Consider the following 12,916-nt stretch of genomic DNA (forward strand, 5'->3'; position numbering starts at 1 on the left):
ATTCGACCATAAAACGTATCGAAGAAGAAATGTTGTAGAAAGATGTTTTGGTCGACTCAAAGAGCATCGTCGCATCGCCACCCGTTATGAAAAGACAGCAAGAAATTATATTGCTATGGTGAAATTAGGTTGTATCCGCTTATTTCTTAAGGTCATTATTTAATTGAGGGACACAACCTAATTGGGGTTGCTTGACAGTTGCAGTAGAACTTTTAAATATCGCGCTCTAACTCAAAAATCAGATACAACAATTCACTAATAAATAACCTTGCTAAGATTCGTTATTATTTATTCAACGTTTTATAAAAAACGCAACAATATAATTAAAAAATATTTTCATATGTAACTAATTCATATTTTTAATAATTTTAATTTAAATATACAAAAAATTAATTATATTGCGATGTTATCATTTATGTGATTTGAAATATAAACGAAAAATAAAGGAGATAATTATGACTACAACTACAGAGCAAATAAATGTTGACTATCTAATATTCACTAATATAAATAACAATAATATGTAACTATCACCTAAATAAAGTAATGCAAAATGACATCTGCCTTCGACTCGACCGTATGTGCGGGAACCCCCGCGGTAACTGAATACGTTCGTACCTACAGTTATGGTCTTTAGGTCGAGGAGAATGTCAAATCTGTATCGACAAACGACAAACAGCTTTTCGCAGCGCGAAGGGTTTCGCTTAAAAACAGGCAAGGATCATTGCAATGGCTTATATATCCAAAGACTTCACGAATCTGCTCAATACCCTGATAGATGGACAGATTGAGGCAGCAAGTCGTCAGACAGAATGGTTTAACATGAGGCCTGATGAGCGTGCCGACTACATCAGGCAGGTAGACGAGCGGTTACAGGAAATGCAGCAGAGTACGCTGAGTGTGCTGGCTGCCCAGCATTTTCAGATGCAGGATAACCCCGTTTCTGTTGGCGACCAGTTGCAGACATTGCAGCAAAGACGGCAGCAGATGAACGATGTGCCCGGCACACCGGCGATCAACGCCTACAAGCAGCAACTGGACCGCGACATCCTGCTATACAGCCGACAGCAGATGGCCATAACGCACTTTGACAGCACTTGGCGTAAGGCTTTGACCATGCTCAATTCCGGCGGCTCTAAGACCTTGAAGACGACGACCCTGAGGGAGAACGCGGCGGGCAAGCAGGCTAAGCTGGATACCGAGATCAAGCGTCTGGAACAACAACTGACTATACAGGTGGCTACCTCCACGTTCAGCCCAAAATACGTGACGCTGTTTTCCGAACTACAGGCCTACAAGGAGGTCAATGCCCGCTACAACGCCTTACTCAAAGCATCCTCTACGGAAGAGGCCGCAGCTCTCGGCGGGCTGACCACGGTGCCTCCGGCCTCCGATGATCTGCCGGTAAATATTTCGTTGCTGATGATGGAGGAGCGCCCTGGCTACATCCGCATGAACGTCGCACTAGTTAATGCCAGCACCGATGGCCGCTTCAAAGATTTCTTCCTGGAGAATGGCAGATTAGTTGTGTCGGCGGACAGGGTATTCAACTTCTCCTTCGGTACCGCAGCCCGCTCCCTAGCCTGGCAACAACAATACCGGCTCAAGAGTGAGCTGCCATCCTTTCGCTCGCCGACCTATGCGCCAATTCGCTCGGTGCTGGTCAAAACCGAGTTCGTTGAGAAGTTCTTCGCCAACTACCTGGTTTCGGAAAGCACCTTGCGTGAAGGCTTCAAGGCGCAGTTGCTGGGTAACGGTCACAAAATGCTGCTGACCAGCGTTGACCGCAAGGTGCCGAATCAGGTCGGGATTCAGGTATCCGGCCAGGTTTCGAATACCACCATCACCCGTGAGGTACCATTGGCAAGCGCCTTGAGTGACCTGATCAACCAGAATGCTGATATCGCTAGCTTCCAGACTATCGGCCTGGAGGGGTTTCGCCAGAATGGTTACCACCCGGACCGTGACGGGCTTTTCGTTAATATCCATGAGCTGGAAGGTTCGGTCGGTTTTGCCAGTCGTCAGTATTTGTTGGAAATGCCCCAGGGCAACGGTTACCTATCCGCGACGCCCTTTGGGGTGATGAGCGTTGACGACGACAAGGTCAGCAGCAGTCACTTGAGCAAGGCGCAGACCGACATACTGTATCAATACAACGCCGCATTTTTCGAGAAGCTGGAGCAACTGCGTGAAGGCGGTACGAAGGTCAGTCGTCTGTTTAAAGGCAGCGAAGATCGCAAGGCGTTCGAGCAGCAGTTGGTACGTTTGCTTGAGCGTAACCACATCACCCCCGCAGGGGTGTTGGCGCCGGAGTATTTCCGTAACAACATGCGTGATATCAAGGGTAATAACCTAAACAAAGCGCTGTGGGAACAGGCGTTTGCCGCTTCGGTTTGGCGAAGCAGTGATAATGATCCGCTACTGTTTGGGCTGGCAACGAGATTGGTGAAGAACCGGGCTGTGGTTAAGGTCTTGCAAAATGGCTATGTGCAAAGTGACATTGCCCAGGCCAGAGGGCTATTGGCACCGTTGTACGAACAATGGCGCATTCGGGCCATCGAAGCGGAAATCCAGCGGGTCGCTAGCGCCAATGCGGCACAGCATCCAAGCAATCCGAAAGTACATGTTTTCGATCAAGCCGCGGTTGAGCACTCGCTGGACGACAAACTGCTCATCCTGTTACTGACTGGTCCCCAGGGCCTTGAGAGCGCCGATGCGCAACTGCGCCCGGCGGTTGAGGCGGCGCTGTTGAGCAATGAGGGCAGGAGCTTGCGCAAACAGGTCTTGTTCCATGCCTTGTTTCTGGTAGCCAATAGCTTTTCCAAGGTCTCGGTCCCGGTCAATCCTCACGCTGCGCTGGGTGCCGGCAAGGTCATGATCAATAACCGGTTGAATCAGCCCGATCCGTATCTGCTCCTCAATACCGGCCTTGAGGAGCAGACGTATCACGAGGATTCTTACCTGATCAAGGACGATAAGTACCACAGCTACAACCAGTACCGTCCGGACCCGAAGAATGACGCCACACGCTACATGAATGACCTGGACACCCCGTTCGTGGGGGGGATTTCCGGGATCACCCAGACCGTCAGCAATGCCTTGCCGGAATTGTTCGGTGGCGCATTGAGCGTCAAGCAGTATTGGCAATTCCAGATGGCTAATGCGGCATTCATGATTCGTAACGGCTATCACTCGTTCTTCGAAACCCTCTATGTCGCTGCGCGTTACGAACCGGAGGGTGCGAACAGTATCGGCAAGGACATGTTGCAGATGTTCGACAAGTACCGCGCCGAAGGCAGCAAGAGAGAGTTGCAGGGTGAACTGTATGACGGAGTGATGGCGCGGGTCTTGCCGATCATTAATCAGGGCTTGCCAGCGGCTGACGAATTCCATCCACCGCGTTTTACCTACATGGGTCCAAGGCCGGCGCTGCTGGGGCAGGCGGTGAAGGATCTCGAACTCAAGGCTGGGCTGGTGTCTGTAGGTGATGGATTTGAGCCCCGACAAGGCAGTGACGACATCCATCAGTTTGCCTCTGATCCTGCACTGTTCGCCAAAACCCACACCATGAGTGCTGAGGTGCTGGTCAGGTCGGGGCGCCTCCCGGCAGAGGGGAGTGCCCAGTTGGTGAAGGTCGGGTCAGGCTTATACGAGCTCGAATACACTGAACAAAACGCCAATAGCATATCCTCAAGCAGCGTGTCGGCGTACTTCCTCGGCTACAATGGCCCGAACCAGGCCAATGCGGTACCCGCCTATGTGGACATTCCCAAGCATGCGGCCGCAGGGAGTTTTCTGTTCACAGGGACACTGTCGGGCGGCTCGTTGGTGGTGACCAGCCTCGACGCCAATACCTACCGGGTTTACCACGATGGCCGATTCAACAGCTCGCTGCTGTATGACAATGTGGTGATGGCGGTCGACTACAAGGATTACCAGATATCCGGTACCACTGAGGGCCTTGCTGCGGCGTACATGCAGTACGTCAATGGCGAGTGGCAACTGGTGTTCCAGCGCCAGGAATATCAACGAGATGGACAGATGGTCTGGCCGAAGTTGCGCGGTGGTGTGGAGCCACTCTCGATTCAGGTCGCCGGCAGTCAGGTGATGGAGCGCAACCAGGTCGAATTCGCCACTTACCGCGAGCAGGTTCACCAACAACTGAAAACGGTGGCGACGCAGTTTGGGGTGTCGGTCAAAGGAGTTACCGACGGCGTCTACACAGAGGGGGCGTTTTCTCCTGGGCATCCGGCAATTGCCGCATGGACCCGGTTGCGCGAAGCGGTTCAGGCCAAGGTCAAAGCCAACATTGACCAAGTGGCGGACAAACGCTACCAGCTCCAGGAAGCACGACGTACCTCAAGTGATACGGCCTTGATCGATCAGCAGATCAAGCAACTCAATCTTACACAGGACTACTACAGGGCGCAGTACGATCCAGTATTGCGTGAAGCCAGTTCTGTCGAAAAGACTTGGCTCTGGCAGCAGATCAAAGCCAAAGATGGCAGCGTTGCGGTGGTACAGATTGACGATACGGCCATTCAAGGCGAGGAGCGCACCAGCAGCGTGGGAGAACGTTACGCGGCCTCCGAGGCCTATCAGCGCGGGGCACAGGATAGCGGGTTCAATGATGGTTTGCGTAACTTCCGAGAGATCAAGATCCCCGGAGTGGATGACAAAATGTCGGTTCTGGAGATGAAACGCCTGTTTCTTGAAGGAAAGCTTACCCATGAGCAACGGGGTGCCTTGAGCGGTCGCATCACCGAAATCAGCCAGGCCGAGTACATTGATAAGGTACTGCGACAGACCGCAATGTTCAGTGAGGACTTCCATGACGCCGGCAGTGTCTTCGACCGCTTAGTACCACAGGACTTTTATCTGTCGCTGGTCGGTGACCGAACCGGTGGCCGTTGCTACCCTTTGGTCAGGACCATGGCTGTGGCATTGGCGGGTGGTGGAGAGGCCGGCGTCAATAGCTTGGTACAAAAGCTGTTTTTCGCCTCCGCTGACCCGCAGGCGGGCAGCTCCACGCTGCTCAAGAATAGCCTGATCAATCTGCACTACAATGTTGAGGCCGTTCAGGCTTCCACGGAGCTGGGCCAGTTCAATTTGTCCGAGGTGGTGTCGCGACTGGCCGCAACAACCGGCACCTCGATGTTTGCACTCAATACCCAGAATCACTCGATGATGGTAGGGAGCACTGTCACGGCCGAAGGCCGTCGCTACTACTTCTATGACCCGAATGTCGGGATCTTTGCTTTCAACAACACCAAGAGTCTGTCCAGGGCTATGGAGCAGCACTTGGTGGTGCGCGGGCTGGCCGCGCACTATGACTCGTTCGGCAGCAAATCGGCGCCAGCCTTCAACCTGATTGAGATCGATACCGGCAAGATGGCTGAGGTACCAGTGGGTAATGGCCTAAACGTGTCTGACCTGACCCGAATCGAGGAACTGTCCAGTGTCATCGGGCAACGGCGGCAGGTCGAGCAGGTGGTGAGTGTACAAGAGCGGGTCATGGAAGACTTGCGACTGAGTCCTGCACTGAAGACCTTTGATGCCGAGCAATGGGGCGCACGGTTCGAAGTCGCCAGCACCCGGCTGGCGCGAGAGCACCAACTGGACAGCCGCTGGCTACCGATTATCGCTACGACGGAAGACCAGGGGAAAGGCAGCTACCGGGTCCAGTTCATTAACCGTGACCAACCCGAGCAGACCCGCTGGTTGATCACCGACGATAGCACCTTTGTCGAATTCCGGCGCTTCGTCGATGAGCGCATGGGTGTACTGAACGAGCACTTTACCCTAGAGCACGGCCGGATACGGCCTCGCGGCGGAGTTGGCGAGGCCGCTCCGGTGGATGGGCTGAACGCCGGGTTTGCGGTTCAGACGCTGATCCAGTGGTTTGCCGACAAGAACCGCCACGATGCGGCAAGCGGAGTGAATTCGCCTGATCTGGCCACCGCGCTCAAGGTCCACAGCTACCTCAACTTGGTCCAGATGGCTCACGGTGGTGTACAGGATATAGCCAAGGTCACCGCGTTGGTGCGTACGGCGCTGCGCGGTGAAGTGGTGGCCGCCGAAACCTCGTTAAAGGACTTTGCTTCGAACCTGGGCCACACCGTCAACGAAGGTGCCGGTGTGTTGTTTGGCGGAGCTATGGTCGGTCTGGATGCTTATGAACTGGCCTACGCTGAGAACGATGTGCAGAAGGCGGTGTTCGGTACCCAGCTAGCGTTCGACTCGGCGAGCTTCGTCACTGGTACAGCCGGGGTGGGGGCTGGTTTGGTCGGTGCTTCGACGGCCGGGGCGGTACTCGGTGGAGCCAGCGTGATCCTTGGCGGGCTCGCTGTGGGCTTTACGGCATTGGCTCAAGCCTTTGGTGCAGTCGCCGAGGATGCCAAGGCGGTAGGCCGTTACTTTGATACGGTCGACAAGGCGTACAAAGGCAATGGCTATCGATATGACAACGAGAAAAAGGTGCTGGTACCTCTTGCCGGGGCGGTAGTCAAGAGCCTTGACTTGCGCAGGAACCAGATCAGCTTCGACAGCCAGTACATCTACCGTACCCATTCGGGATCTACCGGTTCGGGGAAAATCAATTACTTCTTCTGGGTCGGTGACTTTCCGCGAATGGTCCACGATCGTGGTCAGGCTATCGAAGTGCGTAGCGGTATTGGTTACAAGGATATCTCCCGGCCTCTTGAACACGGCGACAGCAATGTCGTGATCCTGCCGGGCACACCTAAGTCCTACATCAGCTACGAATACATGTTGCTCCCTGGCGCCACCACACGCCATGATGCTGGTTTCGACGTGATACGCAGGCTAGAGGAAGACAAGCGGTTTGACTACGACTTCTATATCTTTCCGGGGGAGGAGACAATCCGCAGGATTCATCATGAGTACGTCGACACCCCAATCGAGGTGATACTCGATCAGCGCAACCGGCAACTGGTGGTGCCCGAGCTACCCAAAGAGCTACACGGCTTTTTGCGCTACGAGATCAAGGGAGCGGGTGGCGAGTACCTGATCGGCCTCAACGAAGGCACCCAAGTTAAGCTCACGAGCGATAGCGCCAGTGCATTGTCGCGCTGGATCATCGATAGCAGTCAGCTCGCCAGTGACAGCATCAGCGTGTCGAAGAACCAACTGGTGGTCGGCGGGGTGGTAGTTGAACTCGATCCGACCCAGAACGGGCAGGTATTGGTGGTCAACGGCAAGGGAGAGGTGCGCGAAGTTGACTTTGCTGGCCTGACAACTCAGGTGGTAAGCGAAGATGCGAGTAAGTGGCAGGTGCCCGGCCAGCAAATTGAGCAGCACCTGAGTGATCTGGCCAAAGCGCATCAGTTGCACGGGCAGTACGTAGTGGTGGAGAACTACAGCCACAACGGGCGAGATGTTGGTCGAGCGTTTTACGATGTAGGCAAGGAGCGGATGTTGTTCACCAACACCACCCACGAACAGACCAGACATGCCCAATTGGGTGTGGTGATGGGGGACTATGCCTATTTCTACGACGCCGACAATGCGGCGGCGTGGCGGGTAGACATCGCCACCGGACAGGTCGATGCGCAGTTTGAGCCATGGTTTAATCAAAATGCGGGTAAGATCAGTCGGCTATGGCAGGAGGGGGATGCGGTCTACCTGGCACGCCGTTATCGACTAAAAGAGAAGGAGGCTGAACTAGAGAAGGAAGCTGAGCTGTGCTATCGGATCCTCGATGATCGAATGGAGTTGGTTAGTGCGGTGGGTGATGATGCGCTGCTCCAGCTTTTAGCACGTACTAGCCAGCATAGTGATGAGCTCAAGACTATACTCAAGGGCTACTACGAGAGCAAAAGTATACAGCGTGAGACTCCGACGTATATATTAGGCGCACGGCTGATCCAGCCGACCAGTGCGGCGCTGGTCACTGTGTTCGGCGTGGATGCGGCTGGCGTGGCGCACCGCTACTGGATACGTCCCGGCGACGGGACACTGATCAAGCCGAATCTGGCGCCACTGGCAGATCAGACCTCGCACTTTAAAGAGTACGAACAAACCCGCAGTGCCTGGCCGATCCCGGCCGACCTGGTGTTAGCGGGGAGCATGTCGCAGCCCGGCGGCAAGGAAGTGTTTTTCTTCTACAGTAAAGAGCAAAAGGCCCTGTTCCGACAGGAAGGTCCCGGGCAGGCTGTTCTCGACGCCAGCCATCCCACAGCATTACGCATCAGTACTCCAGCGTTAGCCAACCTGGTCAATCTGAACGGCAGCCTGCTTGCCATCACTGAGGATGGGCGTGTGGCCCGGCTCGATGCACTGGGGCAGCTTAGCTACGAAGCGGTCAACGAGCATTGGCTCAAGGGACGTACCCACTGGTGGCAGGACCTGGCTAGCGTCGCTGACGGCAGAGCTACTCTGGCAGTGTTCGGGGTCAAGGGTACCGACGGCAAGAGCCTGCTGCCAGTGTGGTACCACAACGGTCAGGTAGTCGTGGCTTCGGCCCCCCTGCAAGACAAGCGTTTGCAGTTCTTGGGTTTTGAAGCGGATGGCTCCGGTGCGCGACTGTTCGAACCCGCCAGCGGCAAGTTGTATCGTCAGCCGCCTATGACTGCCGATGCGCTGGCTGCCGCGTTCGGTACCGACGAGGTGCTTGAAGTTTCGCCACAGCTTCCCGCCGCCAGTGAGCTGGAGTCTGGACTGTACCTCAAGGCGGCGGAGCAAGTCGATGCCGGGCTACGCCTGACCACCGTCAAAGGCGAGATCCTATTGCGAACCAATGACGGCAAATTGCAGCTGGTTGCCGTCGACAAAGGCTGGCAACAGGACAACTTCGCTCGTCTGCCACAGGCACTTGCTAAGATCGCTGGTAAGTGGCGAGCCAAAGGCGTGCTGACCTTGCAAGGCGATGACACACAAGGCTGGTTCGATGTCGGCAGCGGTCAAGTGTTCTCCTGCGGTAGCATCCAGGCTAAAGACAATCTGCGTTTCATCGGAATTGCTGCCGGGAAGAAGGGCGCGTATGTGTACAGCCCAACGAACCAAGCACTGTACCGGGTCAAGGACGATGATGTGCAGAAGCTGAGTCATTACACTAGTGTCGAGCGTATTGGTTCGTCGCTGTTGATTCGGGGCGGGGGCGCGGATGGTCGCCGGGACGACTTGACCCCACCGCTGATCGCCGGTGTTGACAGTGTGGTGTTGCATGGCAGTGCCGATAACGATACCTACCGCCTCAGCCAAGAGATGTGGTCGCATTACCGCACGGTTATCATTGACAACGATGACCCGGGCCAGGCCCTGGACCGCTTGATCATGCCGGTGGCTGATGCGGAAAAAATCCTCGTGAGCCGCCATGATGATAATTTGATGCTGACTGACTCGGCTAATGGCACGACCTTGGTGATGCGCAAGGTGTTCGGTAGCCAGGCGATGACGCACCAGCATTTGCAAATCGAGCTGGAAGGTTCTTCGTTGGTGATGAGAGTGGACCATCTGGCCAAGAACTTTACTCAGAGGAGTTACGCCAAAGGGGGGCTGGTAGAGCTGTCTTGGGCCAGTAGACAACCCGTCATCATGCTTCATGAGATTCATTCCGTTGTTGCTGTCCCGGACACGGAGGGGCCGAGCCTAGCGAAGCTGAGCGGGGCTATGGCCTCGTTCCCTGATATCGGAGGTGCCCGCGAGCACCTGCCGCAAAACCGTCAGGCTATGCAGGCGGTGCTGGTGCCACCGCTGTCTTGAGTTAGCAGGAGAAACCACAGGAGGGGCGCAAAGCCCTTCCTGTCTCCGGACTCTGGTCGAATCATTTCTCTTGTAGTAGAAGCAGATCATGATCAAACCCATCGAAGGCTTACGGTCAAGTTATTGCAAGGTGGCGAATACATTCCTGATGTTTTCAGATGTGAACAATCGGCCTGCTTAAGTGATCCGCCAGCAGGTACTGGCATTGCGTGGATATGTGTTGCATCAGGTCGGGCTGAAAGGTGTTACTTGGAATAGTAAGATTGCGCATTTGTTGGAGTGTGAGTTGATGTTGTATATCGATGCTGAACCTGTCTTTTCTACATAAATTCCTTGTTACAAGATGGGGAATCTTTTTGAACTGAGGCAATCTTTTATAACTAACCCTATTCTTATTAATAATAAGAAAGCTGAGCAACCAATAATAAACAACATCGTGTTAATTAATTCATTGATTTTAGTTTGGATGGATTGACTGCTGCAATAGAACTTGTAAGTATTGCGTTCCAGCAAAAAAAGGACGCTTAAATTTTTAGGCATCCTAGCTTGGTAACCCTTATGTTCAATTCAATATCGAAATACTGAAAAGCTAAACTAACTACAGTTATATATTCGGGTTCTTGTATTGGTCGCCCGTTAAGTTTTTATCTCCCAACAAGCGCACTTTGAATTGGTGCCCGGAGGCGGAATCGAACCACCGACACGAGGATTTTCAATCCTCTGCTCTACCGACTGAGCTATCCGGGCAACGGGGCGCATTAAACCGTATTCAGCCTAAGTCGTCAATGCCTTTCTGATAAAAAATGATAAAAGCGGATTGATTGCTTTCTTTTTGCTCGGAATTTATGTGGTTGTTTATCTTAGGCTGATTTTTGTTAACTTAACGCACCATTTTTGCGGCATAAGGCAATAGCTAAAACATCTTCTGCCAGCAGTTTTGCCGTAGTGATATCACCAATATCCCGTTTGAGTAGTAGCTTACTCAGGCAACCTTCCAGAATCAGTTCCATCTGTTTAGCAACGAGTTCGCAATCTTCAATATCTAGTTGATGTAATAGCTCGGTGGTGTAACGGGAAGAACTCTGTTTTTGTAATTCAGCTAATTGATGGATAGGGTGGTCAGATTCAGGGAATGCGCTACAGGCCGCGATAAATAGACAGCCTGGGTAGCGTTTCTCCTTTACTTTTTCATCAAGGGCTGTGTAACGAGCCAGTAACTTCTGCTCTGGTGTCAGAGTTTCATCCAGTAATATCTGTCGCTGCCAGACTTCAATCTGTTGGCCGTGATAACGTAGGCAGTCATAAAGTAGAGCTTCCCGATCGGGCCAGAACTGCTTGAGATATTCGATATCCATGTTAAGCGAGCCAAAAAGTACCTCAGTTGTGATGGATAAGCCATGTTGCTCCAGTAAGTTTAAGGCATGACTAAGAACTTGTTCTCGTTGCATGGTGTTCTCCTTCTGAATCATTTTGGCAGATGTTGCAAATGCTCATTAAAGCGGGTTGCATCCATAAAACCATTTACCCGTGAATCGGGGATCTCTTTCCCCTGAGAATCAAAAAACAAAATAGTCGGCAATCCCCGAACGCTAAGTTTTTCTAAAAGCTGCTTCTGTTGCGGGCTGTTGTTCGTGACATTGGCCTGTAACAGTAAGGTATCACCTAGTTGTGACTGAACTTGTGGATCGCTGAAAGTATATTTTTCAAATTCTTTACAAGCGGTGCACCAGTCAGCATAGAAATCAAGCATAACGGTTTTACGGCTGTTTTGTGTCATTATCTGTTCTAATTCCTGCCAATTATTTATCTGGCGGAAATTTAGGCTGTGTTGCGGCTGTTGTGTAACCGTTGTGCCCCAAAACCAATCCTGTAATGGGCGGGTAGCTATCAGCATCAGAATTAACAATATCAGTTGTATGACTCGTACCCAACCGTTTTGGCTTCTAATCGTCAGAACAAATCCCCATCCCAGGAAACTGACTGCCAGTAGGCTCCATAATCGTATTCCCCATGCATCACCGATAACCCTTTCCAGCAGGAAAACGGGTAGCGCAAGAATAATGAAGCCAAAAGCTTCTTTAACATACTGCATCCAAGGCCCACTGCGTGGCAGGAGTTTGTGACCAAATAGGGTGACAGCAATGAGCGGTAATCCCATTCCCAAAGCGTAAAGATAAAGGGTTAGGCCACCTGCCACGGTATTACCACTTTGAGCAATGTAGAGCAGAATCGCACTTAAAGGCGCTGTAGTACAAGGAGAGCAAATTAATCCCGCTAACGCACCCATAGCGAATACACCGAAAAGTGAACCGTTTTTTTGCTGGTTACTCCAGTTGACTAAGCGCGTCTGAACAGCGGAAGGCAGTTGCAGAGAATAGAGGCCGAACATCGACAGTGCCAGCAGAATAAACAATACTGATAAGCCGATCAGTACATACGGATGTTGCAGTGCGGCCTGAAATTGTAGACCGGCAGCCGCTACAATCAATCCAAGTAGCGTATAGGTGACTGCCATGCCTTGAACATAGCTTAGCGCTAACCAAAATATCTGTCTCAGGCTTTTAGGGCGTTGGTTACCAAGAATAATGCTGGAAATCAATGGATACATCGGTAGTACACAAGGTGTAAAGGCGATACCGATGCCAATCAAAATTGCCCAGAGTGGTGAGAATGGTAAATGTTGTTGGTCATTCGATGCACTTTCTGGCGTTTTGTGAACAGGTTCAGCAGGTATGGCGTCAGTTGTTTTTGATGGAATAACTGCACTCAATGGAACAAGGCGGGTTTCTGGTGGATAGCAATATCCTGCGGCGGCACAGCCTTGATAAGTGACAACGATATTAGAATTGTTGTTCGCCTTTGTAACAGGAACATTGACGATGAGTTGTTGGAAATAAACTTCAGTTTCACCAAAGAATTCATCTCGATGAGCTGTACCTTGTGGCAACGTGATTTTACGTAGTGTGGCCTGTTGCGGCTCAATATGAAGTTGTTTGCGATAAAGGTAATAACCCGGTTTGATCTGCCAGTCTAACGTCAATTTGTCGTTTTTTTGCTGAAAATCAAACATGAATGCCTGATCTACTGGCAAATATGGGTTTTGCCCCGGCTGTTCAAACAGCGCATTTGCTGCCGTTGGGGTAAGGAGGGGGCTGCAAAGCAGCAAAAATAGCATCAGAGTACGTTTAATCAT

The 12,916-nt window shown here is 52.2% G+C and carries 5 protein-coding genes and 1 tRNA gene; 3 read left to right on the forward strand and 3 right to left on the reverse strand.

What is annotated here, in order from left to right:
* The 3 genes from ACGF49_RS18290 to ACGF49_RS18300 all read left to right on the forward strand — a co-directional run.
* A partial coding sequence (locus ACGF49_RS18290; RefSeq protein ID WP_387492208.1) for a transposase occupies nt 1–163 on the forward strand: 163 nt, incomplete at its 5' end.
* Nucleotides 164–729: 566 nt separating this feature from the next.
* Nucleotides 730–9,723, forward strand: a complete 8,994-nt coding sequence (mcf, locus tag ACGF49_RS18295; protein ID WP_387492183.1) for an insecticidal toxin MCF — start codon at nt 730–732, stop codon at nt 9,721–9,723.
* 181 nt (nt 9,724–9,904) lie between these two features.
* Nucleotides 9,905–10,051: a hypothetical protein gene (locus ACGF49_RS18300; protein WP_228900957.1), complete on the forward strand. Its 147-nt coding sequence runs from the start codon at nt 9,905–9,907 to the stop codon at nt 10,049–10,051.
* A 343-nt stretch (nt 10,052–10,394) separates the two neighbouring features.
* On the opposite strand, the gene ACGF49_RS18305 is transcribed toward ACGF49_RS18300, so the two are convergent.
* The 3 genes from ACGF49_RS18305 to ACGF49_RS18315 all read right to left on the reverse strand — a co-directional run bounded on the left by ACGF49_RS18305 (nt 10,395) and on the right by ACGF49_RS18315 (nt 12,916).
* Nucleotides 10,395–10,470 (reverse strand) — tRNA-Phe (locus ACGF49_RS18305).
* 128 nt (nt 10,471–10,598) lie between these two features.
* Nucleotides 10,599–11,171, reverse strand: a complete 573-nt coding sequence (locus ACGF49_RS18310) for a transcriptional regulator (RefSeq protein ID WP_112878239.1) — start codon at nt 11,169–11,171, stop codon at nt 10,599–10,601.
* Nucleotides 11,172–11,188: 17 nt separating this feature from the next.
* Nucleotides 11,189–12,916 (reverse strand): protein-disulfide reductase DsbD, encoded by a 1,728-nt coding sequence (locus ACGF49_RS18315; RefSeq protein WP_113043739.1) that lies wholly within the window; start codon nt 12,914–12,916, stop codon nt 11,189–11,191.

The organism is Photorhabdus sp. RM96S, from assembly GCF_042879335.1.
Taxonomy (GTDB): domain Bacteria; phylum Pseudomonadota; class Gammaproteobacteria; order Enterobacterales; family Enterobacteriaceae; genus Photorhabdus; species Photorhabdus kayaii.